Source organism: Actinoplanes sp. NPDC089786 (assembly GCF_040684855.1).
Lineage (GTDB): Bacteria > Actinomycetota > Actinomycetes > Mycobacteriales > Micromonosporaceae > Actinoplanes.
Window position 1 is genome coordinate 507,495 of record NZ_JBFBGU010000002.1, and the last position, 25,620, is coordinate 533,114.

Consider the following 25,620-nt stretch of genomic DNA (forward strand, 5'->3'; position numbering starts at 1 on the left):
CCCTCTCCAGCGGCCTCAGTGGAAGGTCGCGCCGGCCTCCTCGGCCAGCTCCGTCCCGAACAGGGCGCCCGGCGTGTACGCACCCGGCTTGCCCTCGCCGCGGGCCAGGCGCGCGGCGGTCAACGCGGTGACCGTACACGTGAAAGCCATCGCCTCCCCCGCGCGCAGCCACCCTTCACGCACCGGTCCCCCGCGCTCCTTGACCCGGCCCCGCACCCAGGTGTATTCGCTGGCCGGCGGCTTGCCGCCGATCGTCATGGCGGCCATCCGGGCGGTCGCCCACCGGCGGATCGCCGGCACCCGCAGCACCGACCTCGCCACCGGCACGGCGACCCGCACCAGCGGCCCGGACGGCGCCTCGGCCGCCGCGATCAGGACCTCCGCGGCCCCGGTGGCCCGCTGCACGGCGATCAGGTCACCGGAGGGGAAGGACGACGTGGTCGCGGTCGAGCCGTCCGGCATGGTCTGCCGCTCGGCGGCCGCACCGACCGGCGCCGGGACCAGCCGGCCGCCGCGGTAGGCCCAGCCGCCGCCGAGGATCCCGTCCACAATGCTGCCGGCCAGGGCCTCGCCCATCGGCTCGGCCTCACCCGCGATCATCGCCACCCGGTCGAACCGGACCCGCTCGGGCGCCGGCCGCCCCGCGCACAGGTGCAACGCCAGCGCCTCGGAGCCCAGCACCCCGAACCCGGCGCCGGTCACCACCGTCCGCCCCGCGGCGGCCGCCTCGTCGTGCCGGTCGAGCAGGGCCTTGATGCCGAACAGCTCGTTGGAGATGTCGACGTAGCCGGTTCCCGGCGGGCAGGCCCGGACGATCGGCGCCGCGGTGCGTGTGAACGGCCCGATCAGGTTGATCACCACCGCGGGTCGCGCCCGCCCGATCTCGCCGGCCAGCGCCTCCGGTGTCGCGCCGACCACCGTGCGGGCCGTCCCGCCGACCCGGCCGGCCAGCTCGTGCAGGCGGGTCGCGTCCCGTCCGGCCAGCACCAGGTCGTGCCGTCCGGCCAGGTTCGCGGCGATCATCCGCCCGCTGCGCCCGGTCGCCCCGACGATCCAGATCTCACCCATCGCACTCTCCTTCGTCGGGTTCGACCGTGCGCCCCCGGCCCGGGCCAGGTCCAATGACGGTTCCGGGAGGGGTGTCCCGATCGACGCATCACCGCAGGTCACCGATATGGTGGCGGGGTGACCGACCTCGATCTCACGCTCGTCCGGTCGTTCACGGTGCTCGCCGGGCACGGGCACTTCGGCCGGGCGGCGACCGCGCTCCATCTGACCCAGTCGTCGCTGAGCCGGCAGATCCTGCGCCTGGAGCAGCAGGTCGGCGCCCGCCTGGTCGACCGGACCCCGCGAGGCAGCTCGCTGACGGCGTCGGGCGAGGTCTTCCTCTCGTACGCCCGGGAGCTGCTCGACGTGGCCACGGCGGCCACCGCGCATGCCCGGACGGCCGCCCGCCCGGACGGCATCACGATCGGCTTCGTCACCGGCGTCGCCATCACGGCCGCAGTCCGCGAGCTACGCCATCGGTTCCCGTCGGCGGACGTGCAGACCCGGCATCTGACCTGGGGAGAGCCCCGGGCCGCCCTGCTCGAGCGGCGGGTCGACGTGGCGGTGGCCCGGATGCCCGTCCCGTCGTCGAGGCTCGACCTGACCGTGCTCTACGAGGAGCCGAGGGTGCTGGTGGTGCCCCGCGACCACCGGCTGGCCGGCAAGGAGTCGGTCACCGTCGACGACATCGCCGGCGAGCCGCTGCCCCGGGCCGACGATCCGGTGCTGGACGCGTACTGGCGCATCGACCCGCGGCCGGACGGCAGTCCCGCCCCCGACGGCCCGCTGGTGACCGCGAACGAGGACAAGGTGGAGCTGATCGCCGCCGGCCGGATGCTGGCCATCCTCCCGGCGAGCATCCCGATCACGGCCCTGCGCCCCGACCTGACGACGATCCCGCTGACCGGCGTCGAGCCGAGTCAGGTCGTGCTGGCCACCCGGGCCGGCGAACGCGGTGAGCTGGCGGCGGCCTTCGCGCAGTGCTGGGTCGTGCCGTAGCCCGCCGTTCTGGCATAGATGTTGGTTGATATCCGGACACATGACTGCAATACTTTGGGAGCGCTCCCACGCATACAGGAGGACAACCGTGCGAAGAACTCGTTCCGTCCGCGTGCTCGTCGTGCTGACCGCCCTGATCGCCGGCATGCTGCCCTGGGCCGGCGCGGCCCAGGCCCACGGCACGGTCATCAATCCGGCCAGCCGCGCGTACCAATGCTGGAAGACCTGGGGCAGTCAGCACACGAACCCGGCCATGCAGACGCAGGACCCGATGTGCTACCGGGCGTTCCAGGCCAACCCGGACACCATGTGGAACTGGATGAGCGCCCTGCGGGACGGCCTCGGCGGCCAGTTCCAGGCGCGGACCCCGGACGGGCAGCTGTGCAGCAACGGCCTGGCCCGGAACGACACCCTGAACCAGCCCGGCGCCTGGAAGACCACCGCCCTGGCCCGCAACTTCACCGTCCAGCTGTACGACCAGGCCAGTCACGGCGCCGACTACTTCAAGGTGTACGTGAGCAAGCAGGGGTTCAACCCAGCCACCCAGAGCCTCGGCTGGGGCAACCTCGACTACATCAAGCAGACCGGCCGCTACGCCCCGGCGCAGAACATCTCGTTCGACGTCTCGACCTCCGGCTACACCGGACACCACATCCTGTTCGTCATCTGGCAGGCCTCGCACCTCGATCAGGCCTACATGTGGTGCAGCGACGTGACCTTCAGCTGACATGAGAAGTCGTCACGTGTGGGCGGCCGTGATCCTGCTGGCGACGTCGGCCGGCGCGGCCGCCCTGGTCGATCCGGCCGGCCCGGAGGATCTCGCCGGGCAGATCACCTCCCGGATGCGGGCCACCCTTGAACGCTCGGATCCGGGACAGCACCACCACGCCGGGCACCAGCAGCTCACCGGCGGGGACGAGAAGGAACCGGCGGTGATCTGCGGGGTCCGGGTCTACGGCTACGAGCCGGCCGAGGCCGGCACGCTCGCCGAGGTCCGCACGGTCTACGGCTTCCACCTCTGCGGGGTCGCCGAACAGCGGCGCCCGTGGGACGTGGCGGTCAAGCTGGCCGGGCCGGTGATCCTGGACATGTCCACCGAGCCGCCGGGCATCCGAATCGTCGAGGCGACCGACGACGTGCGATTCGTCGACCGGCTGCGGCAGATGTTCCCGGCGAAGTACGCCGAGCAGGCCCAGAAGGAGGCCCTGACCGAAAGCGAGATGACCGACCTGCGCCGCCGCTACGACGACGCGGCCGGGCTGTGAGAACTCTGCTGTGAAGATCTAACGTTCGAACCGCTCCCGCCGCACGGTCGGCCGCTTCCCGCGGATGGTGGTCTGCTGCAAGGACCGGATCACCCGCTCGGCGGCCGACTCGGGCACCTCCACCAGCGCGAAGCGATCGGTGATCTGGATGGCGCCGACATCACGGGAGGGCAGGCCGGCCTCGCCGGTGATGGCGCCGACCAGGTCCTGCGGTCGCAGGCCCGAGCGGCGGCCGAGCCCGACGAACAGCCGGGTCGTGTCGTTGCCGGACGACCGCTGGCGCGCCGGTCCACCGCGACGGTCGTCGTCGTAGCGGCCCCCGGACGCGTCCCGGGGCCGGCTCTCGCGTTCCCGCCCCGGCGACACCGTCGGGATCTCGGGCTCGTCGACGTCGCCGCCGTTCGCGTCGTGCAGCAGCTTCAGCCCGGCCAGGGCGATCAGCTCGATGTCGGCGTCGTCGGCGAGCAGCTCCAGGATCGGCCGGAACCGGTCCAGGTCGTCGTCCTCCAGCGCCTCGTGCACGGTCGTGCGGAGCAGCTCCAGGCGCTTGGCCCGCAGGTCGGTCACGGTGGGCAGCTTCTCGGCGGTGATCCGCTGGCCGGTGAGCCGCTCGATGGCCTTGAGCATCCGCTGCTCGCGCGGCTCGGCCAGGGTGATCGCGGCGCCCTCACGACCGGCCCGGCCGACCCGGCCGATGCGGTGCACGTACGCCTCGGGCGCCGACGGCACGTTGTAGTTGATCACGTGGGTGAGCTGCTCGACGTCCAGGCCGCGGGCGGCGACGTCGGTGGCGACCAGCAGCTCGGTGGTGCCGGCCCGCAGCCGGCTCATCACCCGGTCACGCTGGTCCTGGCTCATGCCGCCGTGCAGCGCCTCGGCGCGGTAACCCCGGCCGTTCAGGCTCTGGGTGACCTCGTCGACCTCCTCCCGCGTCCGGCAGAAGACGATCGCCGCCTGGGGCGCCTCGACGTCGAGCACCCGTCCGAGAGCGGCCGTCTTGTGGGCGCGGGCGATCAAGAACGCGCTCTGGCGTACGCGGGGCAGGGTGTCCGCCGCGGCGGTGTCCCGGCCCATCCGGATCCGCAGCGGCTCGCGCAGGTGGCGGCGGGCGATGGCGTCGATCCGAGGCGGCATGGTCGCCGAGAACAGCACCGTCTGCCGTACCTCGGGGGTCTCGGCCAGAATCGCCTCGATGTCCTCGGCGAAGCCCATGTCGAGCATCTCGTCGGCCTCGTCGAGCACGACCGCGCGGATCTCGCCGAGCTGCAGGGTGCCCCGCTCGATGTGGTCGAGCACCCGGCCCGGCGTGCCGACGACGATGTCCACGCCACGCCGCAGCACCTGCAACTGGCGGCTGATCGGCTGTCCGCCGTACACCGGCAGGACCCGGACGCCGAGGTCACGGCCGTAGCGGTGGGTCGCCTGCGACACCTGTTCGGCCAGCTCGCGGGTCGGCACCAGGATCAGGGCCGCCGGGCTGCCCGATTCTCGCGGCTCGAGCCCCTGGAGCAGCGGCAACGCGAAGGCGGCGGTCTTGCCGGTGCCGGTCGCGGCCTGGCCGACGAGGTCCTTACCGGCGATCAACGGAGGGATCGCCTCACGTTGGATCGGGGTGGGTTCTTCGTAGCCGAGGTCACTCAGCGCTTTCAGCAATTCCGAGCGCAGTCCCAGAGCGGCGAAGCCCGCAGAGTTGTCCAGCAGGTCTTCTTCCATGCCTACAGGATACGGAGCCGTCCCGACGTCCCGGCGGCTGGGCGGGCGGCGCCCCTCCCGCCCGACTTCACGCCGCGGCCGATCGGGTGGCCGGGTGGCCGCACCGCTTCACGCCGCGGCGGACCGGGTGGCGGCTCGGCGGGCGGCGGGTGGGATGCCCCTGCGGACGCGGGTGAGCAGGTCGGCGATCCGCGGGTCGTCGAGGGCGCCCGGGCGGTGCACCGCGTAGAAGGTGATCAGCGGCAGGTCGGTGATGCGGCGGGCGGCCAGGCCCGGCGCGGGCTGGACGCAGCCGGCCACCACGGCCAGGCCGACGCCCAGGGCGGCGAAGTCGAGGGTCATCGGCAGGCCCTCGGCCTCGACGGCGGCGGTCCACGGGACGCCGGCCTCGGACAGGGCGCGCTCGAGGTTGGTGCGATGGGGGCGGGCCGGCGGCGGGACGATCAGGTCGGCGCCGGCCAGGTCGGTCAGGCGCAGGCTCCGTCGGCGGGCCAGGCGGTGGTCCTGGGGTACGAGCAACACCTGCGGATAGGTGGCGATCGGCACCGTGACCAGGTCGTCGGGGCGCACGTGCAGGGTGAAGACGCCCAGGTGGGCCCGGCCGGTCACCACCGCCGCGCGCATCTGCTGACGGCTGGTGTGCAGCGGGCGCAGGCTGCCGGGCCGTTCGGCGAGCATGCCGCGGATGGTGTCGCCGAGCAGATAGAGGTACGCCGTGTGCCCGGCCGCCACCACCAGCGGGCGGGCCGAGGGGACGCCGCGCAGCTCGTCGAGGAACAGCGCGAGGCGTTCCTCGTGGTCGCGGGCGAACCGGGCGACCCGCTCGCCGTCCGGCGTCAGCTGGAGCCGGTTGCCGGCCCGCTCGTACAGCGGGCGGCCCAGTTCCCGGGCCAGCGTGGCCAGTTTCGAGTGCAGCGACGGCTGGCTGATGTGCAGCAGCTTCGCGGCGCGGGTGAGGTTGAGGTGCTCGGCGAAGACCGCGAACGCCGCCAGCGCATCCGATGACACCCGGGTCGTGGCCATAGAAGCAGGCTATACCCGAGGCGGCCTTGAATAGTTCCGCTGAAGTACCGATCCGAGCAGGATCGGTTCATGGAAGCCATCTTGAGAGTGATGCCGTTGCACGCCATCACCGAGGTCTACGGCACCGAGGGCCTGAGCCGCCGCCTCGACCTGGAACTGCCCCCGACCGGCCGGGCGGCGGTCGCCTCGGCGGCCCGGTGGGCGGCCGAACTCCACCGGGATCAGCGGCGTACCCGGGAGCCGTACCTCAACCACCCGCTCAGGGTGACCATCCGCATGCTCAGCCGGTACCGCGTGACCGACCCCGACGTCCTGGTCGCCGGCCTGCTGCACGACGCCGTCGAGGACCAGCCGGTGACCGTGGCCGACATCGCGTCGCGGCACAACGAGCGGGCGGCGCGCCTGGTCGCCGCGGTCACCGTCCCGCCGCGCCCGCCCGGCGCCGACCGCGTCGACCACTACGTCACGCACCTGGCCGGACCTCTCGCCGGCGAACCGTGGGCCCGGGTGATCAAGCTGTCCGACTTCACCGACAACGGCGTCGGCCTGATCCACTCGACCGGCCCCCTGGTGCGGCGGTCGGCCCGCAAGTACGAGGCCGCCCTCCCGATCCTGCGCGACCTGCTCGACCGCGCCGACACTCCCCTGGCCCCCGACGTGAAGACCCACATCCACCGCCAGCTCGACCTGGCCCGGGAGCGTTTCACGGCCATCCTGACCGGCTGACCGTCAACTTTGCAGGTAGCGCAGCACGGCGATGACGCGTCGGTGGTCGACGTCGGAGGGCGGGAGGTCGAACTTCAGGAAGATGTTGGTGACGTGCTTCTCCACGGCCCGTTCGGTCACCCGCAGCCGCGCCGCGATGGCCGCGTTGCTGCGCCCCTGCGCCATCAGGGCCAGGACCTGACGTTCCCGGGCGGTGAGTTCGGCGAGGTGATCGCGGTGCCGGCTCACCCCGAACAGCTGGGTCACCACCTCCGGATCCAGGGCGGTGCCGCCGGCCGCGACCCGGTGCAACGCGTCGTCGAAGTCGTCGAGCCCGACGATGCGCTCCTTGAGGAGGTACCCGACCCCTTCGGAGCCGCCCGCGAGGAGTTCGGCGACAAAAGCCGTCTCGACGTACTGCGAGAAGATCAGCACACCGACTCCCGGTGTGTCGCGGCGCAGCTGGATGGCGGCCCGGAGCCCTTCGTCGGTGTGGCCGGGTGGCAGGCGGATGTCGATGATCGCGACGTCGGGGCGGTGCTGGGTGACGGCTTCGAGCAGGGCCGGGGCGTCGGTGACGGTGGCCCGCACGTCGTGGCCGCGCATGGTGAGGAGCTGGGCGAGGCCTTCGCGCAGGATCGCGGAGTCCTCGGCGATGACGACGTGCATCGCTATCCCGTCTCTCGGCCCGCGGCCGGGCAGGGAATCTCGACGGTGACCGTGGTGGGGCCGGCCGGCGGGCTCTCGACCGCCAGCCGGCCGTCGACGATCCGGGCCCGCTCGATGAGCCCGGCCAGACCGCCGCCGGTTCGCGGGTGGGCGCCGCCCCGCCCGTCATCGCACACCCGGAGCACCAGCACATCGTCACAGATCGCGATGTCGACCGTGGCATTGCTCGCCCCGCTGTGCCGGCCGACGTTGGTGAGCAGCTCGCACGCGGAGAAGTAGACGATGCTCTCGACGGCCGGTGACGGTCGCCAGGGCAGATCAGCGCTGATCGTCACCGGTACCGTGCTGCGGGCCGCCGCCGTCGCCAGGGCGGCGCTCAATCCGCGGTCGAGGATCGGTGGATGAATTCCGCGTACCAGGTCACGCAGGTCGGTGACCGCGGCGGTGAGGGCGCCCTGGGCGGTGTCGACGGCCGCCCGGACCCGCTCGGGCGGCGCCTGGGCGGCCACCAGTTCCTCGATCATCGTCAGGTGCATGCCGACCCCGATCAACTGGGCTTGGGCGCCGTCGTGCAGGTCTCGTTCGATCCGGCGCAGGGTCGCGTCGGCGTCGACCACCGCGCGGTCACGGACCTCGCGGAGATCCGTCATCCGCCGCGCGGCACTGCTGGGCCCGAGCAGGCCCCGGATCAGCATCCGGTCCAGGGCGAGGACGGACCGCAGCATCCACGGGGCGACAAGCAGCAACAGCACGCCGCCGACCAGGCAGACGACGATCTCCCACGGCTCGGGCGAGTGCTCCTGCAACGGGATGTACGTGAGCAGCGTCAGCCCGTACAGGTAGCACCCACCGCCGAGGACCAGTGACACCAGACCCACCGGGAGCTTGGCCAGCGCGTACGCCAGAGCCCGCCAGGCCGCGGGATCGGTGAGCGCGGCCCGGCGCCAGCCGAGGAGCCCGCCCGGCCTCATCGATCGGGGCGGCGCCGGCACCCGCTCGTCCAGCAACCGGCCGGCCAGGCCTCGCCGCGCCCCACCGAGGGCGGCCGCGGCCCGCAGCAGCAGCGCCAGCAGCCACGGGCCGAGCGGGGTGATCAGGAGGATCGTGCTGAGCAACCCACCGACGAGCAGCGCGATCGCCGCCGCCACGTCCAGCGGCACGGTCAGCAGCAGGTAGGCCAGGCCCGTCCAGGACCGGCGGGCCACCACGGCCCGACCGGCGATGGACAACACCCTCGCTGGCATCCCGCCATTGTCGACCCTGGCCGACCGACCGTTCATGCCGGCTTCCTCGATCCTGTTCCGGGAGCTACGAACGTGACCACCTCACGGTCCTCCCGGATGTGAGCCGGCGCATTCGTGGCACCACCCCGTCGATGGTGTGGCCAGCACGATGGCGCCGGGTGCGGACATCCGTAACGATCCGCGGGAGCCTGCCCGCCTGTGCCCACGCCGGTCGCCGTCCAGGCTCGACGGCATGCGAGAAGTGGAGACGTCCCCGGGCCCGTCCCGGGCGGCGAGCGTCATGAGGTCGGTGCTCAAGGTCGTGGTGTCGGCCGTCACCGCCCTGGGGTTCGGCGTGGCGGGCGACCTGATCGGTCCGGCGCGATCGACTCCGGTGGCCGCCGGAGCCACGATGGCCGGCTGGCTCGCCGATCCCCTCGCTCCGCCGGATCCCCGCACAGCGACGCCGGCGCGGGTGGCCACGTTCTTCGCCGGCCTCAGCGCCGGCGACGCCACCGCGCTCGGCCATCGATATCCGGAGATCGTGGGCAACCTCGACGGCGCGCCGGCGGTTCTGCGATATGCGGCCAACCGCGAGCGGTACCCACCGGGACGGGGCCGCCAGATCCTCGCCTTCGACGGCCGCGACGACGGCCGCGTCGTCGAGGTCCTGGGCGACCTGCGCGCCGCCACCCGGCTGGTGATCCTCGTACCGGGCGTGGATGACGACCTGGCCAACTTCGACTCCGGTCACGGCGGCGTCCAGCGGCGTGCGCTCGCCTGGCAGGCGCGGCGGTTGCACGACCAGATCCGGGACACCGATCCCGCCGCTCACCTCTCGGTGGTGGCCTGGCTGGGCTATGACCCACCCGAAGGCGTGCGGCGCGACGCGCTGCGCGAGGACCGCGCGGCGGCCGGAGCGATCGCCCTGAACCGCTTCCTCGACGGCCTCGTGCTCGGCCGACCGGACCTGGCGATCACGGTCATCGGGCACAGCTACGGCTCGACCGTCGCGGGGCTCGCCGCGCCCCGGATGACGCGTCAGGTCACCGGCATCGTGGCCATCGGCAGTCCCGGCATGGGTGTGACCGATCGATCGGCGCTCCGCACCACCGCCCGGGTGTGGGCCGGCAGCGCACCGGACGACTGGATCCGCCGGGTCCCCGGTGTGCGCGTGCTCGGCCTGGGGCACGGCCGCCTGCCCATCGATCCCGCGTTCGGGGCCCTTCCGCTGCCGTGCGCCGACGTCGACGGCCACGACGGCTACTTCGTGCCGGGCAACTCGGCGCTGCGAGCGATGGCCCGCATCGCCCTCGGCGACACGCATCTTTCGTACCCATCCGCTCGGCAACCTCGAAGGAGACCGCTTTGACCAGCACCCGTTCCATCATCGACCTGGAGGCCGTCCTGAACCTCTACCGCGCGTACGCGGAAGACCTGGGCGTGGCCCGCGACGCGCAACGCTCCTTGCTCTCCGCGAAGCGCGGGATGCGTCCGAAGCTCGACGACATCGAGGCTGAGATCACCTATCTCCTGGTGCGGGACAACCGGCCCGCCCGGATCGTCGAGATCGGGACCTTCCACGGCTGGTCGACGTCCTGGCTGTTGCGCGCGCTGGCCGACAACGGAACGGGTCACCTGCACTCCTACGACCTCGTCGACCACGTGCTCGGCACCATTCCCGGTGATCTGTCCGATGACCGCTGGACGTTCCACCACGGCGACGCCCGCACCGGAGGTGATCTCCAGCCGTCCACCATCGACCATCTGTTCATCGACGCGGCGCACACCGCGCGGTTCGCCCGGTGGTACGTGGCCGATCTGCTCGAGAAGGTGAACGCGGGTGTCCCGGTGAGCGTCCACGACGTCTACCACCACCGGCACAGCGGTCGTTTCGGCGAAGGCCGCGTCGTCCTCGACTGGCTCGTACGCCGGGGTAACGGCCACTTCACCGCATCGGCCACCGCGGCGCCGTCGGTGTTCGAGGAGATCTCGGCCGTGAAGCGCTCGCTCGGACTCGACGACGTCCTGCACCGGGCGGCTCCGAACCCGATGATCTACTTCACCACGCGCTGACGGTGGGTTCGCGCCACGACGGCCGCGGCGCCGGTGGCGACCAGCAGGACCCACAACATGATCACCCGGTTCGGGCCGGTGTCGGAGAACCCGTCGCGAGACACATTTATCAACACCGTGAGGGCGAGCTCGGCGCCGCCCACGAGCCACCCGATCGGCAGGAACATGGCAGCGCGTTCCGAGCGCACGGCGCACGCGGCCGCCGGTATCGCGGCGGCGCAGACGATTCCGGCGACGGTTCGCAGCGCGCCGCCCTGGTCGGTGCCCAGGTCCCACGCCTGATAGATCAGCTTTGCGAGGAGCAGGCTCGTGGTCAGGGCAGGCGCGGCGAGCGTCACCGCGGTGGCCACCGCGCGCCGATCAGGACGGATCCCCAGGGCGCGGTCCCGGACCACCGCGACGACCAGGCACAGCTGCACGGCCATGGCGAGGAAGTCGCCGGTGACCACGAATCCCCAGGCGTCCCCGAAGTACGACTGGGAGCTGCTGTGCAGCGTCGGGGCGAGGTCCACCCAGGACCACGCCAGCACCCCGATGAGGAACCAGGTCCAGCGGGCGTTCCGGGTGGCCAGCAGCAGACCGGCGCCGCCGAGCTGCACGACCCAGATCAGGTCGTAGTACCAGCCGTCCACGTACGCCGCGTCCTTGAGCCCGTAGCTGCCGACCGCGTGCAGCAGGACGCTGATCGGGAGCAGCAGGCCGGCGGCGAGGAGAAGGCCGTCGGAACGCCCCGGGGCCGGCGGGCCAGGTTCGGGCCGATCGGGCTCCGGCGCAGCGGTTCGCCGGGCGGGAGCGATCGGCGCGGCAGCGGGGGCGTCCTCGCTGTCGGCGGCCGGCGCCTCGGAGACAACGTTCCCGGCCAGACCGGCGATGGCGGCCCGGCGGACCTGGATGCTGTCGTCGCCGTCGCGTACGCGGGCCAGCGTCTCCGAGGCGACGGCGCGCAGCCCCGGCTGGCCGGTGGCCGTCAACCGCGCCAGCACGCGGACCGCTTCCAGCCTCAGGACCACGCGGTCGCTGGCCAGGTCGCCCAGCACGGACTCGGGCAACGCGGCGGGGCGGACGCTCCGCGCCACCACCAGCCGGCCCTCGACGCCGAAGCTCCACTTCATCGGCGTCTGGCCCGGCGTGCGGTCACGCACGTGGCGGTACGTGTAGTCGTACAGCTCGTCGATGCTGATCTCACCGTCGGCGTCCTGGTCCGCCGAGCCGCTCCGCAGGCCGTCGACCAGCGCGGCGGTGAACACCGAGGGCCGGCCCTGCGCCTGGGTCAGCTCGCCGCCCTCGAACGCGTACTCGGTGGCGCTCGACGCGGTGAGCACGACCCGGCCGCTGCCGGCCCCGAACTCGTCGGCGATGTGCACGTCCTTGCCGGAACGCACCGACGCTCCGCGGGCGAAGGCACCGCTGTAGCAACAGTCGAGGATCAACACCACGCGCCGCGACCGGGTCTCCTCCAGCGCGTCGTGCACGAAGCTCGCGGGCACGCTGCTGGCGCCGAGCACGGACAGCTCGGTGTCACGGGCCGCGAGGTGCAGCCGGCCCCGGACGTCCTTGATGCCGTGACAGGAGAAGTGCAGCAGCAACAAGTCGTCGCGGTCGCGGTCGGCGAAAAAGGCGGCGATGCGCCGGCGGATGGTCCGCTCGTCCGCGTCCATCAGCAGTTCCACGGTGAATCCGCCGATCGCGGGATCACCCAGGACGCCGGCCAGCGCCTCGGCGTCGTGACCGGGTGACCGCAGTTGCGCCAACTCGGCATCGTCGTAACGGGAGTTGGCGATGACCAGCGCTTCGCGTACGCCGGTCGGGGTCTGAGCCGGAAGCGACCGCAGCGCCCGCGCGATCTGCGCGGTGACCTGGTCGTCGGCGGCCGACAGATCGACCTCGACGCCGGCGATCGTGACCCGTACCCGCTGTCTGCGCCGGGTGTGGCGGTCGACCACCCGGCGGAGGGCGGCAACCACCCGGCCCAGCGCCTCGCCGGCCTCCACCACCGTGACGATGAACGCGCAGATCGCGAGAATCTCGAGCCCGCGCGTGTTGTCCGGCGCCCCGGCGACCGGCATCCGGTCCACCCGCAGGGCGCCGGCGTCGGCCAACTCGGCCCGCAGCTCCAGGGCGATCGCCTCGATGACCTCCGCACCGTCCCGAGCGTCGGCCGAGGCGGCATCGGAGGCGTCGGCCGGGGCGTCATCGAAGGCGTCGTCGTCGGAGGCGGCAAGGCTCAGCACGAATTGGGTCGCCGGCTGCTCGCGCATGGGACCTCGTCACGGAGCGTTGGATTGACGTCATCCTCAGCCTAGCGACCAACCATCGCACCGGCCGATGCCTGCGTCAGCATGCCGACTCAGCCGGTGTGGCCGGACGACACCGACCCGGCGCACATGCTCGCCGGCGTCGACAACCGCGCTCGGTGTGACCCCTTTCTTCACCCGTAGCATGTGCCCATGGATGATCCGGCCCGGAGGCTGCGGTTCGTCGGCGGCCTCGCCGCGATCGTGTTCGCGATCGGGCCGGCGCTGATGCTCGCGCTGCTTGTCGCGCAGGGCAGCGCCCCGCGGCCGGTGATCGGCCTGCTGGCCGTGGGTATCCCGGTGAACGTGGTCGCGATCGTCTTCGCCGTGCGCGCGATGGTCGCGCCGAGCCCCGAGCTGTCGGCGCGGCGAACCGGGATCGCCTGGGGGCTGGTGGCCGTGGGCCTGGTCGTCCTGCTCGGCGGCAATGCTCTGTTGAGGATCTTTGCCGGCGAGTAATTCTCATCTTTTCGGCCGACCTTTCCTTGCGAGATTCAAATATCGGATCACGGACAGACGCGCATTTCTCACGACCGTTTCCGGCTCTAATTCCACGACTGCACCAGGAATTACCGGAGGACGGAAATGAATCGTCTGACATCGGGTCAGGAATTGCGTACGGGTGAGCGGCTGCTCTCGGCGAGCGGGTGGCTCGAGCTGGTCGTGCAGAGCGACGGTAACGTCGTTCTCTACCGGGTTCAGACCGGCGGGCCGCTGTGGTCGAGCAACACCCAGGGCCGGCCGGTGACCCGGCTCGTGATGCAGGGTGACGGCAACCTGGTGGCGATCAGCGCCGCCGGACAGCCGCTGTGGGCGAGCGGCACGAACGGGCGCCCGGGCGCCGAGGTCGTCCTGCAGGACGACGGCAACCTGGTGATCTACGACCGGGCCGGCAAGGCGCTCTGGGCGACGAGCACGGTGCGGAACTTCAACGTGCCGACCCTGCGCACCGAGGACGGCCACGGCTATTCCTACGTGGAGACCTCGGAGCGCTGGAAACTGCTCTGCCAGGGCCTCCCCTGCTTCACGGCGCTGCAATGGCCCGGCTACTCGACCGCGGTCATCGAGGACGTGGTCGACGGCACCCCGATCGTCATCCAGCTCTGGCGCGGGTGGTGCCAGAAGTTCCTCGGCAACCCCCTGTTCCCCGGCGGCATCGGCGCCGAGGTCGGCATCTACCGCCGCGACCCCGGCCGCGTCCTCCCGTCGTCCCTGCCGTTCCTGCCGCCCCAGCTGAACGCGTTCTACGCCACCGGCCTGGCCACCCTGGACGACCGGAGCGTGTGGTGGCCGGCCCCCGACCTCGGCCTGGAACTTGAGTTCTCGTTGATCAACCCGGTGACGATGGAGACCGCCTTCTCGGCCGGCCCGCAACGGTCCTACTGGCTGACCAGGTGGATGAACGAGGACGCCTACGTCAAGTACACGGCCGACCAGGGCTTCCGCATCCCGTTCCTCCCCGACGCCTACATCCTCGAATACCGGATCAACGACCGTGTCAGGCGCTGGCCGGCCCGCCAGGCCGTGCCCCAGGGCTAACCATCGAAAAGGGGCATCCGGGCCTTCCTGGTGGTGCATACTGAGCCCACCAATGGGCCGCAGAGGTCGGGGATTCCCATGTCGGCTGATGCTCCGGGGCGATGCCAGCGTCTCGCCATTCTCGCCGTCTGCCTGATATTGATGATCGGCGCTTTTCCGGCCCCTATCGCGTCCGCGGCGGAACCGGAGAACCCGACCGTGTCGACGACGCCGGACGGCCCCGGCACGGCCGAACTCGAACTCCGGGTGAAGGCCGGCGCCGAGAAGGGCCGGCTCGACTTCTTCGTCCGGCAGGCCGGCCCGGCCGCCCTCGATGACGTCTCGATCGTGGCGACCGCCGGCGACCTGGCCGTCGCCGTCACCAACGCCACCGGCGGCACCGATGTCACCGTGCCGCCGGCCGGCGGCGCCGCGCTGCTGCACGCCGACGTGACCGGCTTGACCGAGCCACGCGACGTGCGGGTCCCGGTCTATCTGACCGAGGCCGACGGGACGACGCACCCGCTCACGACCTTGCGGATCGTCCGCGCCGACGCGCAGGCTCTGACCGTGGTCGGCGCGGCCGGCGGAGGGTTGACGTTCGACCAGGATCGGGAGGCCTTCAGCCGCGACGTGCTCCTGCGTTCGGATTCGGCCACCCCGGTCGAGTCCGTCCTCACGGTCACGCCGCTGCAGGACGGGACGTCGGCACAGGTGCCGCTGGAGTTGTCGATCGACGGCGCTCCCATCGGCAACGGCTCGGCGGTCACGCTCGGCGCCCGCCAGCGGCGCACGCTGACCTTGAGGGCGACGCTGGCGCGGGCCGGGTCGTACACCGCGACGATGAGCTTCGCGTACGGGACCGATCGGGCGAGCGGGCTCGACACCACGATCACGATCACCCGGACGGCGGGCGCCCAGACCGTCGTCGTGGAACCGGCCGAGGCCGTGCGCGCGGTCCGCCACCCGTGCCTCGAGTTCTGGCATTGCCCGGCCCGGGCCGTCTTCACGGTGACCTTCCGCGAAACCGCGGGCGAGCGCGGCCGCCTCGACCCGGTGCAGGTGCGCGAGGTGGTGTTCGACGACAACGGCACCACCCTGCAATCGACGTACGACGAGCCGGCCCTGCGGCTGGCGGGCAAGGACGAGCCGGTCACCGCGCTCGAGACCGGCCCACGAGGCACCGCGGTCGTGACCACCTCGCTGGGCGGCTTGCGGCAGGCGGGAAAGTACGAGGTCCGCCTGCGCGGGACTTCCCCGGGCACCGCCCCGGTCGACGCGACGGTCAAGGTTCTGGTCCGGAACTCATGGCTGCAGGCGGCCCTGTTCATCCTGCTCGGCACCCTCGTCTCCTGGGTGCTGCGCTGGTGGCTGAAGGGCGGGCGGCGCCGCATCGCCGTGCGGGCCGGCGCCGAGGCTCTCGACAAACAGCTCCAGCGCGTCCTGGACGCCCGCGGCGACCTTCCGGACGCCCGCCGCCCGGTCGTCGACCGCGTGCGCTCCATGATCGGCAACCTCCGGAATCGGGCTGACGGGCCGGGCGACCCGGCCGATCTCGAGGCGGCGGTGACCGACCTGCGGACCCGGCTCCGCCTGCTCGACCAATGGCTGGACGTGGCCTTGACGGCGGACCGGAGCGGCAGCGCGGCGGCGGCGGAGAAGCTCGACGCGGCGAAGGCCGTCATCCTCCAACCGGCCCGGCTGGACACCGCGGCCGAGGACCAGGCCGCGACCCACCTGAACGACGCCCGCGACCTGCTGGACGCCGGAGTGGCGCGGCATCGCGCGGAGCAGGTCGACGCCCTGCTGGCCAGGAATCAACCCCCTCTCGGCTACCAGGCTCAGGCCTGGGCGGCCTGGCAGAACGCGACCAAACGTCGGTTGGCGACGGCGGGAACCGGATCGCCGCGGCAGATGGTGATCGACGACATCTACGCCGAGGCGCTTCAGGACATGGCCCGCCAGGTGCGCGACAAGGCCGTCAGCCTGGCCAACGCGGCGCCCACCCAGGAGGAGAAGGACAAGCTGAAAGGCCTGGCCGATCGGGCCGGCCCGATCATCGAGATGGCCGCGGCCTTCCGGCTCCGCGTGGCGCACCAGGCCTACGACGACCTCGTCGCCGACTACCTGAACCTGGTTCCGACGCCCGCCGGACAGAAGATGTCGGCCCAGCAGACCGGTGTCGAGCCGATCACGCTGACCTCCACCCCCGATCCCGCGACCTTCGCCGCCGCCACCCAGGTCCACTCGAACAACCGGCGATGGCTCACGGCCGGGGACGGCCTGGCGTTCGCCGTGCTGACCGCGATCGCCGTGACCCTGGGACTGGTCGCGCTCTATCTGAACAACCCGATCTGGGGCACGCCGATGGACCAGATCACCGCCTTCCTCTGGGGAATGGGGCTCTACCAGGTCGGCGGGGCCGCGTCCGACGGGATCGAGGGGCTGCGCAAGAAGATCGCGGAGGCCTGACCCATGCCCGAGCTGACCTACCGGCGGCACGGCTTCCGGATCCACATCGGCGCGACGAGGAACGGCGGGACCACGCTCCGGTTCGGCAACCGGTGGGTCCGGCTGGATCCCGGAGCGGAGGAGAACCGTGATCCTGAGTGGTGGTCGAGCGACACCAACCCGGTCTTCGGCAACCCGTCGGTCCGGGAGTGGTGGGCCGAGCAGGACCGTGTGGCCGGGGAGAGCCGGCGGTGGCGGTTCTCCAGCCGTTACGAGGAGTTCCTGCCGGTCATCGAGCTGGTGGTGAGCCCCGAGCGTGCCTCCGCACCCTGGGAGGAGCTGCTGCGGCCGCTCGCCCGGACCACGTCCTGGCTGACGTCGGCCGCGTGGGTCCGGACCAGCGAGGCGCCGTCCCGCGCGGCGAACTGGCCGCTGGTGCTGCCGTTGCGCATCCTGCAGGTGGGCGACGATCCACCGGATCTGCCGGGTCCGCTCCGGCAGCGGATCGGCTGGAGCCGGCGAAGCCAGGACCTGATTCTGCGCACCGGCTCCTGCACGGCGGAGACGGTCGACCGGTGGTGGACATCCTCGGCCTGGCCGTCGATCGACATCCTCGAGCTCAGTCCGCCGGAGTGGGCCGATCCGTGCCGGGCCGTCAGCACCGCCGATCCGCGGGAACCCTGGACGCTCGGTTGGCTCGAGCGGCTCTGCCACGACCACCGGGTACGGCTGGTGGTGCTGGCCCCGGGGACGCCGGCCGCGGCGGACACCGCCCGGGCCCTCGGCCGGCGTCTGACCGATCGGGGCGGTCCCGCGCTGCTGGTCATCGAGCCCCCGGCCACCGCATGGCTGCCGATCGTCTACTCGTACATCGTCCATGACCGTCCCCTGGACTGGATGGTCGGACCCGGCCGGACCTGGGAGCCCGGCGGAGACGGACGACTCCCGTTCGCTCTCGCCGCGGGCCAGGGCCGGGTGGACGACCTTCGGGTGTCCCGGACGTTCCGCCCGGCCGTCGACCTCGCGCGCCGGCTCACCGACCGGGCCGAGATCGGGCCGGCCGACGCGACCCGCCTGACCATCTTCGCCGAGAGGCACTCGGGTCAGTCCTTCGACCGCACCCTGACCGCCTGGCGGGCGGCGGCAACCGGCCTCGTCGCCCGATGGGACAGCGCCTCCTTCGACCTCCACGAGCAAGATGGTGTGCTTCCCATGGAACTCGTGGTGCGCGACCTGCGCGATTCTCTGCGCGTGCCCGCGATGACCCCGGTCGGGCCGGTCCAGGGCGGGGCCCGGTACGTCACACCACGGCTCTTCCAGGACGACGCCGACGGAACCGCCGTCGCCGTGCCCCAGCACGGTGGCGGCCTGCGTCCCCGTCGTCCGGTGACGGTGAGGAGCCCGAAACGGTCGCCTGCGCCCGCCACTTCTGGGGCTTCCGGCACGTCATCGAGATCCCGCCCGCCGGTTCCGCCGCGACGGTGATCGGCGACGGGACATCCACGCTGGTGGGTGCGGGCCTGCACAGCGACCTCATCCAGGCCGAACGCCACCTGGACGACATCGCCGCCACGGTGTTCGCCGGAGGCGGGCTCGCCTGGCGCGAGGGCGACCGGGATCAGCTCCGGGGCCGCCTCCTGCGAGACCTGAACCTGGACCTGCTCTACCTCTACTGCCATGCCGGTCCGGACGACATCGATGAGGTGCTCCGCGTCCGCGCGCCTGAGCAGCCGGAGGGCCTGCTCGCCGCCGCGGACCTGGCCGGAACGCCGTTCCGGCGGCGTCCGCTGGTGTTCGTCAACGGCTGCCGGACGGTGGGTTTCAGCACGAAGACGCTGTCGTCGTTCATCACCACCCTGGTGACCGACCGCGGCGCCGGCGGTCTGATCGGGACCGAGATCGATGTGTGGGAGCAGCTGGCGACCGAGGTCGGCCGGGGCTTCCTGCGGCGCTTCGCCGGATCACCGGGCCTGCCGGCCGGCCAAGCCCTGCGCGAGACCAGGCTGGAGCTGCTCGCCAAGGGGAACCCGCTCGGGCTGGCCTACACCCTCTACGCGCTCGCTGACCTGCGGCTACGTCCCTGAATTGATCAAAGAAACCCCCCGGCAACGCGAAACGTGCAACGATGGGCGTCGATGCAGGTTCGGCCAGGGCGGGGGACTCGGATGTCGCAACGGAACCTCAGGAAGTCAGCGTTGATCGTGGGGCTGGCGCCGGTTGTGGTGCTCGGCGTCGCGGCGTCGCCCGCGCTGGCGCAGCCGTCGCCCAGGCCGCCGATCACCTCGTACGAGGGTGACCCGGGCCGGCTCGGCGACCCGGCCGGCTGGCGCACCCCCGAGTTCCTGTCCGACAACGGCCTGGTGTCGATCGGGGCCGAGTACGCCTACGCGGCCGGGTTCGCCGGCGGCGGGATGAACATCGGCCTGGTCGACTCCGGCTTCTACGGCGGACATCAGCGCGAGCACGGCAACCGTTTCGTCCCGGTGGTGGCCCGCGGCGGCCGCACCGAGCCGACTTCGGGGCTGTGGAACCCGGCGTTCAACGACAGCCACGGTACGCACGTCAGCGGCACCGTCGGCGCGACCCGCGACGGGGTGGCCGACCCGGTCAACATGCACGGTGTCGCGTTCAACGGCAACGTCTACCTGGGCAACACCCACAAGACCGACGCGGTGCTGTACGGGCAGATCCCGCCGGGCGCGACCGAGGCGCAGATCCCCGACAACGCCTACCTCGCCAACGTCTACCGGGCCGTGGCCGGCGCCCGGACGGCCAACCGCAAGCCGGTCCGGATCGTCAGCAGCAGCTGGGGCAGCGCCCCGGCGCAGGAGAACTACAACACCTACGAGGGGCTGGTCTCGGCCTGGCGCAACCTGGCCCTGCCCGAGGGTGTGCCCGACTCGAACGGCACCAGGCAACACTGGATCAACGGGGCCTTCGACGTCGCGCGGAACGGCACGGTCATCGGCTTCAGCTCGGGCAACGCCGGTGTGGCCAACCCGACGCCACGCGGCACCGCGCCGTACTTCCTGCCCGCCCTGGAGGGTCGATGGTTCACCACCTCGGGCCTCCGTTCCGACGTGGGCCGCACCTTCAACCCGGACGGGTCGGTGCTGGCGCCGGGGCAGCAGCGGTTCAACCAGTGCGGCGTGGCCAAGTGGTCCTGCGTGACCGCCCCGGGCACCCTGATCAACAGCACCGTGGTGACGGTCGGCCCCGACGGCACGCCGCAGGCCGGTTACGCCAACTACTCGGGCACCTCGATGTCGGCCCCGCACTCGGCCGGCGCGCTGGCGCTGGTCATGCAGCGGTTCCCCTACCTGACGAACGAGCAGGCGCTCTACACGATGTACACCACCGGCCGGCAGAACAGCACGATCAGCGACGCGGCGGGCCTGCCGGTCCCGAACCCGTCGGCCGGCCGGATCGTCGCGGTCCCGGACGCGCGGAACGGCTGGCACACGCCGAGCCTGCGGGAGGCCATGAACGGTCCGGGTCAGCTGCTGGGCCGCTTCGACATCGACACGCACGGTGTCACCGACGTGTGGTCGAACGACATCTCCGACGTCGCCATCCGGGCGCGGCAGCAGGAGGACGCCGACGAGGCGGCCGCCTGGCAGGCCACGAAGGTCGCGAAGGGCTGGACCCGGGGGCTGCCGGCCGGCGCGAGCGAGGCCGACCGGTTCGAGTACGCCACCGGCACCCGGCGCGAGCAGGCCCGCCGGACCCGCGCCCACGTCGGGAGCCTCACCAAGCGCGGCGCCGGCACCCTGATCCTCACCGGCGACAACACCTGGCAGGGCGACAGCACGGTCCTGGGCGGGAAACTCTCGGTGGTCGGCTCGCAGGCGAGTTCGATCCGGGTACGCGGCGGAGCACTCGGCGGCAGCGGCCGCACCGCCGGCGACATCGAGGTCACCGGCGGAACGGTGCAGCCGGGCCTGACCGCCACCGAGGCCGGGCGGGCCGGCGCGGCCGGCCGGGTGCTGACCGCCGGTGGCGACGTGCGCCTGGGCCGCGGCGCCGAGGTCGCCATCACCGTTCGCGGCAACGACGACTACACGAGCGCCCGCGCCGACGGTGCTCTGGTGCTCGACGGCAAGCTCAGCCTGGACGTGCGCGGCAAGCTCAAGCGGGGCACCGTGTTGACGGTCCTCAGCGGCAGCTCGCTGCACGGCCGGTTCCGGGGTCTGCCCGAGGGCGGGCTGCAGCTGGCCGGCGGCCACGTGTTCCGGGTGTCCTACCGCACCAACGCCGTCACGGTGACGGTGCTGATCTAGCCTCACGCCGGTGGACGTCGCGGCCGCAGGACGGTGATGCCGGCGCCGCGCCCGGCGAACCACGCCGCCAGCGCGTCGCCGTCCAGCTCGGCGGACCCGCCCACGTCCGCCGGCCCGAACACCGATCCCCGGGCGCCGGTCAACGCGGCCCCGGCCAGCCGGCTGCCGCCCAGCGGCGTCTCGTCGAACACGGCCCCGGTGAGATCGGCGTCCTCGAACCGGCAGCGGAGCAGGGCGCCGGCCCACCGGGTCCGCCGCAGCCGCGCGCCACGCAGGTCGGTGGCGATCGCCTCGGCCCGGGTCAGGTCGGCGTCGTCCAGCACGGCCAGCTGGGCGTCGGCGTCGTCGAGGACCGCCTTGACCAGCGTGGCGCCGGTCAGGTCGACCCCGCGCAGCGAGACGCTGTTGAGGTGGGCGCGATAGAGGTCGGCGCCGCGCAGGGAGGCCCCGTCGAGGCGGGCTCCGTTCAGCCACGCCTCGACGAACACGGCGCCGTCGAGCATCTGCCCGCGCAGGTCGAGGTCGAAGCCCATGAACGGCTCGTCGTCCATCACGCCTCCCGGCTCATCGCTCCCGCTCCCGGGTGAAGGTCTCCGCGACGGCGGCGTCCAGGGACCGGCCGGTGACCGGCTCGACATAGAGGTCGCGGAGCATCAGGTCGGCCAGGTGGCCGGTGTCGAGGCCGGTCCCCTTGCCCTGCCACGCCTGCAGCGCGCCGCCGAGCCGGGAGCCGGCCCGGGCCACGGCGGACGGCAGGCGCCCGACCGTGCGGGGCCGGCCGGCCGCGGCGGCGATCCGGCCGATCATCTCCCGCCAGGTGAGGTTCTCGTCGGCGATCGGCAGGTCGGAGCCGTCGGCCCGGTCGAGCGCGTCGGCCGCCGCCTCGGCCACACTGGCCGCCGACGCCGCCGCGGTGCCGCCGGTCGGGGCGAACAGCGGCGCACGCGACCGCGCCCAGTTGTCGAGCGGCCCGGCCCAGTTGGTGCCCGGCCCGAAGATGAAGGGCAGTTCCAGCACGGCGATCGGCAGCCCCGGCCCGGCCGCCGCCCGCGCCTCGGCGGCCTGCTCCAGCCGGCACCGGACGTACGTGTGCCGCTCGGCCAGCCTCCACTCCGGATGCAACCGGTCGAAGTAGGTGTAGTACGAGCCCATGATCACACCCCGGGTCAGGCCTTCCTCGCGGGCGGCGGCGAACAGCCGCACGACCGGGTCGACCATCACCCGGCGGAACTCCGGGTGCAACGGCTTGCGCATCGGCCGCTGCTCGTCGGTGCGGGCGGCGAACACCACGGCGTCGTGCCCGGCCAGCACCGCCCGCAACTCGGCCGGCGACGCCGACTCCAGCGGCCGCGCGAGGTCGACGCCCGCCCGGGCCCGCCGCGCCAGCGTGGTCACCTCGCCGCCACGTTCACGCAGCACAGTGGCCACCCGCGACCCGATCAGGCCGCTTCCACCCACGACTACCGTCCGCACGCGTTCTCCTCGTCCTCGGCTTCCCCGACGGGAGAACGCTAGCGGGTCAGCCCCGGCGCCAGACGGCGTCGTCCCGGAGCAGGGCCGTCATCGCGGTGTTCTCGTCGCTCTGCTCGTTGACGACGTGCTTGGCCATGCGGTGGGTGAAGACGTTGCGGCCGCCGCCGGTCAGGAGGTCGCGGGCCATCGTGATGGCGCCGGTGTGATGTTCGATCATCAGGCGCAGGAAGATCGGCGCGGCCCGGTTGCCGGGGGCGCGGTCGAGGTCGCGCAGCTGGGTCTCGGTGAGCATGCCGGCGCCACCGTGCTCGTGGCCGCCGGCCGGTGCGCCGCCGGCGTCCCAAGCTACCAACCAGTTGGTAAGTTCGTCGATCTCGCGCTGCTGGTCGTGGGCGATGAACTCGGCGATCGCGCCGACCCGCTCGGGCACCCCGGGCTTGGCGATCAGCGCCCGGCTCATCCGTACGGCCTGCTCGTGGTGGCTGACCATCATCCGGGCGAAGGTCAGGTCGGCGACGGTGGGCGGGGCGACCACCTGCCCGACCGGCGCCGGCGTGGCGGCCGGCGGGTCACTCTGGTGCAGGATGGTCGCCAGCAGGCCGGAGGCGATCAGCACGGCCAGGGCGGCGTACCGGTGAAAACGCAATGGAGCACTCCCCTCGCGATGGCCGGGCCTGGCGGGGCCCGGCCATCGCTCGCTGTTACCGCGGCTGGCCGTTGACGTCCTTACGACCATCCGGGGTCAGCGGGTTCTGGGCGGTGAAATCGCGTGGCAGCAGGTCGAAACCCTGCCAGTGCAGCGGCATCGGGCTCTGGTCCTCGTCGCGCGGCACGTGGTGGAAGCCCACCCGCACCCACATGATCGGGTCCTTCAGGTCCTCGTTGTTCGAGGTGAAGTCCAGGATCGTCTGCCGGCGCGGGCACTCCGGGTCGGCGTTGCCGGTGGCGAACATCTCGCAGGCGTGGCCGTTGGTGAACGTGACGTCGGGCTGGGTCTCCGGGTGCCCCTCGTACTTGTCGCCGCCCTCGGTGACCAGCTCGTACGAGCGCCGGTGCCGGTCGGCGTTCTTGCTCGACGGGCTGGCCAGCCGCCACCAGCGCTGGTTCGCCTTGGTGAAGCTGCCCTCCTTGGCGATCGTCTGGTGCGAGGTGGTCAGCTTGGCCGCCATCTCGCCCTGGCCGTCGGTCTTGGTGTCGTACTGCTCGACGATCTCCTTGCCCTTGCCGGCGAGGTTGAAGTCGACCCGCCAGAACGCGCTGTGGTAATGCATGGCGGAGAAGTCGCGGGCGCCCTTGCCGATCGGCCAGCCCTGGTCGGCGTTGTAGTAGTTGCCGGGCGACAGGTCGCCGGTCGCGCCGAGGCGGGCCGAGATGGCGCCGTCGTCCTGGAGCCGGTACTCGGTGACGTACTCGTACCAGCCGACCTTGCTGATCGCGCGCAGCACCAGGTCGTGGCCCTGCTTGGAGTAGATCGTCTCGGTCGGCTCCTCGGCCCCCTCGGGGAAGTCGTAACTGTGCAGGCGGTACGCCAGCCCGGAGCGTTCGGCGCTGACGCAGAGGACCTTGCGCCGCCGCGGCTCGGCCGAGCCGTCGGAGCCGGTCCGGGCCGAGCCGCCCTTGCAGTCCTCGCTCTTGAGGGTCTCCAGGTCACCGCCGCCGAAGCCGTAGTCGGTGAGGTCGTTGTACTCGGTGTCGCCGGAGTCGTAGGGCACGTTGAGCTGCGCCAGCCGGATGGACTGGAGCACCTGGACGGCTTCCGGGTTGGTGGCGTACGCGACGGAGACGTTCTCGAGGATCAGTCCGGCGCGTTCGTCCATGCGCCAGCACAGGTCCCAGACGGTGCCGTTGGGCAGCGTCTCGTGGACCGTCGACTCGGGGGCGCAGGGCGCCGCCGGAGCTTTGGCCGAAGCGGGCGCGGCGGAGACCCCCAGCCCGGCGGCGGTGATCAAGGCGGTGACAAAGGCCGCCCTCATGCGGTACGTCATGCTGTTCTGCCCCGGGTTCAGCTCAGCCGGGCGATCTTGCGCCCGGACAGGTCGACGATGAACTGGTTGATGTCGATGAATGTGTTGTCCGAGCTCTCCACCACGAGCTGCAGGCACCGGTGCTTGCCGCACTGGGCGGCGCCCGCGTCGGCGTGCCGGGCCTTGAAGACGTGCGCGGTCACCTTCACCGTGCCCTTGCCGGCGAAGTCCTTGCCGGTGGCCTTGCGGTAGGCGCTCTTGAACTCGGCCGCGGCCGGGTCGGCCAGCAGCAGGTCGAAGGCGGTCGACAATTCCTGCTCCGAGGCCGGCATCTGCATGCCCGCGGCGGCGTAGGACGCGGCCAACTTCCCCGATTTCAGGTCAACCACCTGCTTGACCAGCCTGTCATTTCGGTAGTCGTAGAAATAGACGTCGGCGCGGCGGTCGCCGTCCTCGGCGATCTGCGCGGTGAGGTATTCCGGGCCGCCCTTTCCGGTGACGTCGGTGGCGCCCGCCTTGAGCTCGGCGGTCAGCGCGATGGTCCGGGCCCGGCTCACCTCGTCGCCGGTGAGGGCGTCGGCGCCCACCCCGGCCGCCGGTTCCGGACCCGCCTGCGGGTCGGAGACCTTGGGCTGATCTGCGGTAACGCCGGGCTTACCCGGGTCCGGCGCCGCGTTGGCCTGCCAGGACGCGACACTGAACGCCGTGACGGCGGTGGCCGACGCGATGCCCAGGCCCCACGCCCATTTTCTGAAACTACCCACTGCCGGTTGCCTCTCCCTGAACTGCGGTATCGACACGGAAGAATGCCAATCGGTAAGTGTGGTGGCGGTGAGATCCGCCGAGATCACCGTCTAAACAGGCAAAACTATTTATCTTGCTCAATGGGAAGTTGTAGGCTCGCCAACGGCTGATCCAAA

At 72.0% G+C, this 25,620-nt stretch carries 23 protein-coding genes; 12 read left to right on the forward strand and 11 right to left on the reverse strand.

From position 1 onward, the window contains the following. Positions 1-15: 15 nt before the first annotated feature. Positions 16-1,068 (reverse strand): saccharopine dehydrogenase NADP-binding domain-containing protein, encoded by a 1,053-nt coding sequence (locus tag AB0O15_RS13125; RefSeq protein ID WP_364317903.1) that lies wholly within the window; start codon positions 1,066-1,068, stop codon positions 16-18. Positions 1,069-1,185: 117 nt separating this feature from the next. Between AB0O15_RS13125 and AB0O15_RS13130 the strand changes: the two genes are divergently transcribed. The 3 genes from AB0O15_RS13130 (at position 1,186) to AB0O15_RS13140 (ending at position 3,311) form a co-directional block, all read left to right on the forward strand. Then, positions 1,186-2,046, forward strand: coding sequence for a LysR family transcriptional regulator (locus AB0O15_RS13130; protein ID WP_364317905.1), 861 nt, complete (start codon positions 1,186-1,188; stop codon positions 2,044-2,046). An 88-nt stretch (positions 2,047-2,134) separates the two neighbouring features. Further along, positions 2,135-2,773, forward strand: coding sequence for a lytic polysaccharide monooxygenase (locus tag AB0O15_RS13135; protein WP_364317907.1), 639 nt, complete (start codon positions 2,135-2,137; stop codon positions 2,771-2,773). Between the two features lies 1 nt (position 2,774). Beyond that, positions 2,775-3,311: a hypothetical protein gene (locus AB0O15_RS13140; protein ID WP_364317909.1), complete on the forward strand. Its 537-nt coding sequence runs from the start codon at positions 2,775-2,777 to the stop codon at positions 3,309-3,311. An 18-nt stretch (positions 3,312-3,329) separates the two neighbouring features. Here the strand turns inward: AB0O15_RS13140 and AB0O15_RS13145 are convergent, their stop codons facing one another. Both AB0O15_RS13145 and AB0O15_RS13150 read right to left on the reverse strand, forming a co-directional pair. Further along, positions 3,330-5,024, reverse strand: a complete 1,695-nt coding sequence (locus AB0O15_RS13145) for a DEAD/DEAH box helicase (RefSeq protein ID WP_364317910.1) — start codon at positions 5,022-5,024, stop codon at positions 3,330-3,332. A 108-nt stretch (positions 5,025-5,132) separates the two neighbouring features. Beyond that, a complete protein-coding gene (locus AB0O15_RS13150; protein WP_364317912.1) occupies positions 5,133-6,047 on the reverse strand; it encodes a LysR family transcriptional regulator in 915 nt (304 codons plus the stop codon). Between the two features lie 69 nt (positions 6,048-6,116). Between AB0O15_RS13150 and AB0O15_RS13155 the strand changes: the two genes are divergently transcribed. Next, positions 6,117-6,773: an HD domain-containing protein gene (locus AB0O15_RS13155; RefSeq protein WP_364317914.1), complete on the forward strand. Its 657-nt coding sequence runs from the start codon at positions 6,117-6,119 to the stop codon at positions 6,771-6,773. A 3-nt stretch (positions 6,774-6,776) separates the two neighbouring features. Here the strand turns inward: AB0O15_RS13155 and AB0O15_RS13160 are convergent, their stop codons facing one another. Beyond that, a complete protein-coding gene (locus AB0O15_RS13160; RefSeq protein WP_364317916.1) occupies positions 6,777-7,421 on the reverse strand; it encodes a response regulator transcription factor in 645 nt (214 codons plus the stop codon). A gap of 2 nt (positions 7,422-7,423) precedes the next feature. Beyond that, positions 7,424-8,665, reverse strand: coding sequence for a sensor domain-containing protein (locus AB0O15_RS13165; RefSeq protein ID WP_364317918.1), 1,242 nt, complete (start codon positions 8,663-8,665; stop codon positions 7,424-7,426). Positions 8,666-8,897: 232 nt separating this feature from the next. On the opposite strand from AB0O15_RS13165, the gene AB0O15_RS13170 reads away from it, so the two are divergent. After that, positions 8,898-10,016 (forward strand): alpha/beta hydrolase, encoded by a 1,119-nt coding sequence (locus AB0O15_RS13170; RefSeq protein ID WP_364317919.1) that lies wholly within the window; start codon positions 8,898-8,900, stop codon positions 10,014-10,016. Next, positions 10,013-10,720, forward strand: a complete 708-nt coding sequence (locus AB0O15_RS13175) for a class I SAM-dependent methyltransferase (RefSeq protein ID WP_364317921.1) — start codon at positions 10,013-10,015, stop codon at positions 10,718-10,720. The genes AB0O15_RS13170 and AB0O15_RS13175 overlap by 4 nt, the downstream gene beginning before the upstream one ends. Here the strand turns inward: AB0O15_RS13175 and AB0O15_RS13180 are convergent. Further along, on the reverse strand, positions 10,702-12,978 hold the full coding sequence (locus AB0O15_RS13180) for a caspase family protein (protein ID WP_364317922.1): 2,277 nt from the start codon (positions 12,976-12,978) through the stop codon (positions 10,702-10,704). The genes AB0O15_RS13175 and AB0O15_RS13180 overlap by 19 nt on opposite strands. Before the next feature lie 189 nt (positions 12,979-13,167). Here AB0O15_RS13180 and AB0O15_RS13185 point away from each other — a divergent pair, with 189 nt between their 5' ends. From AB0O15_RS13185 to AB0O15_RS13210, 6 genes are all read left to right on the forward strand, one after another. Beyond that, positions 13,168-13,473: a hypothetical protein gene (locus tag AB0O15_RS13185; protein WP_364317924.1), complete on the forward strand. Its 306-nt coding sequence runs from the start codon at positions 13,168-13,170 to the stop codon at positions 13,471-13,473. Between the two features lie 126 nt (positions 13,474-13,599). Next, positions 13,600-14,553 (forward strand): hypothetical protein, encoded by a 954-nt coding sequence (locus AB0O15_RS13190; RefSeq protein ID WP_364317926.1) that lies wholly within the window; start codon positions 13,600-13,602, stop codon positions 14,551-14,553. A gap of 198 nt (positions 14,554-14,751) precedes the next feature. Beyond that, positions 14,752-17,004: a hypothetical protein gene (locus AB0O15_RS13195; protein ID WP_364317927.1), complete on the forward strand. Its 2,253-nt coding sequence runs from the start codon at positions 14,752-14,754 to the stop codon at positions 17,002-17,004. 3 nt (positions 17,005-17,007) lie between these two features. Continuing rightward, entirely contained in the window at positions 17,008-18,468 is a 1,461-nt protein-coding gene (locus tag AB0O15_RS13200) for a hypothetical protein (RefSeq protein ID WP_364317929.1), read from the forward strand. Further along, positions 18,465-19,067, forward strand: a complete 603-nt coding sequence (locus tag AB0O15_RS13205) for a C25 family cysteine peptidase (RefSeq protein ID WP_364317931.1) — start codon at positions 18,465-18,467, stop codon at positions 19,065-19,067. Before AB0O15_RS13200 ends, AB0O15_RS13205 begins: the two co-directional genes overlap by 4 nt. A gap of 117 nt (positions 19,068-19,184) precedes the next feature. Continuing rightward, complete coding sequence (locus AB0O15_RS13210; RefSeq protein WP_364318144.1) at positions 19,185-21,263, forward strand: S8 family serine peptidase; 2,079 nt, start codon at positions 19,185-19,187, stop codon at positions 21,261-21,263. 2 nt (positions 21,264-21,265) lie between these two features. On the opposite strand, the gene AB0O15_RS13215 is transcribed toward AB0O15_RS13210, so the two are convergent. From AB0O15_RS13215 to AB0O15_RS13235, 5 genes are read right to left on the reverse strand one after another with little or no spacing between them, the layout of a single operon-like run. After that, complete coding sequence (locus AB0O15_RS13215; RefSeq protein WP_364317932.1) at positions 21,266-21,814, reverse strand: pentapeptide repeat-containing protein; 549 nt, start codon at positions 21,812-21,814, stop codon at positions 21,266-21,268. A gap of 13 nt (positions 21,815-21,827) precedes the next feature. Then, positions 21,828-22,736 carry an NAD(P)-dependent oxidoreductase gene (locus tag AB0O15_RS13220; protein WP_364317934.1) on the reverse strand — a complete coding sequence of 303 codons (909 nt, stop codon included), beginning with the start codon at positions 22,734-22,736 and terminating at the stop codon, positions 21,828-21,830. 46 nt (positions 22,737-22,782) lie between these two features. After that, a complete protein-coding gene (locus tag AB0O15_RS13225; RefSeq protein ID WP_364317936.1) occupies positions 22,783-23,382 on the reverse strand; it encodes a DUF305 domain-containing protein in 600 nt (199 codons plus the stop codon). Between the two features lie 55 nt (positions 23,383-23,437). Further along, positions 23,438-24,709 (reverse strand): primary-amine oxidase, encoded by a 1,272-nt coding sequence (locus AB0O15_RS13230; RefSeq protein WP_364317938.1) that lies wholly within the window; start codon positions 24,707-24,709, stop codon positions 23,438-23,440. A 29-nt stretch (positions 24,710-24,738) separates the two neighbouring features. Continuing rightward, complete coding sequence (locus AB0O15_RS13235; protein WP_364317939.1) at positions 24,739-25,464, reverse strand: hypothetical protein; 726 nt, start codon at positions 25,462-25,464, stop codon at positions 24,739-24,741. Between the last annotated feature and the right edge of the window lie 156 nt (positions 25,465-25,620).

Coding starts and splice junctions, on each gene's coding strand:
- AB0O15_RS13145 (WP_364317910.1), bottom strand. CDS start 5,024: ATGGAAGAAGACCTGCTGGACAACTCTGCGGGCTTCGCCGCTCTGGGA.
- AB0O15_RS13155 (WP_364317914.1), top strand. CDS start 6,117: ATGGAAGCCATCTTGAGAGTGATGCCGTTGCACGCCATCACCGAGGTC.
- AB0O15_RS13215 (WP_364317932.1), bottom strand. CDS start 21,814: ATGGACGACGAGCCGTTCATGGGCTTCGACCTCGACCTGCGCGGGCAG.
- AB0O15_RS13190 (WP_364317926.1), top strand. CDS start 13,600: ATGAATCGTCTGACATCGGGTCAGGAATTGCGTACGGGTGAGCGGCTG.
- AB0O15_RS13180 (WP_364317922.1), bottom strand. CDS start 12,978: ATGCGCGAGCAGCCGGCGACCCAATTCGTGCTGAGCCTTGCCGCCTCC.
- AB0O15_RS13230 (WP_364317938.1), bottom strand. CDS start 24,709: ATGAGGGCGGCCTTTGTCACCGCCTTGATCACCGCCGCCGGGCTGGGG.
- AB0O15_RS13140 (WP_364317909.1), top strand. CDS start 2,775: ATGAGAAGTCGTCACGTGTGGGCGGCCGTGATCCTGCTGGCGACGTCG.
- AB0O15_RS13160 (WP_364317916.1), bottom strand. CDS start 7,421: ATGCACGTCGTCATCGCCGAGGACTCCGCGATCCTGCGCGAAGGCCTC.
- AB0O15_RS13150 (WP_364317912.1), bottom strand. CDS start 6,047: ATGGCCACGACCCGGGTGTCATCGGATGCGCTGGCGGCGTTCGCGGTC.
- AB0O15_RS13125 (WP_364317903.1), bottom strand. CDS start 1,068: ATGGGTGAGATCTGGATCGTCGGGGCGACCGGGCGCAGCGGGCGGATG.
- AB0O15_RS13200 (WP_364317929.1), top strand. CDS start 17,008: ATGCCCGAGCTGACCTACCGGCGGCACGGCTTCCGGATCCACATCGGC.
- AB0O15_RS13170 (WP_364317919.1), top strand. CDS start 8,898: ATGCGAGAAGTGGAGACGTCCCCGGGCCCGTCCCGGGCGGCGAGCGTC.
- AB0O15_RS13185 (WP_364317924.1), top strand. CDS start 13,168: ATGGATGATCCGGCCCGGAGGCTGCGGTTCGTCGGCGGCCTCGCCGCG.
- AB0O15_RS13165 (WP_364317918.1), bottom strand. CDS start 8,665: ATGCCAGCGAGGGTGTTGTCCATCGCCGGTCGGGCCGTGGTGGCCCGC.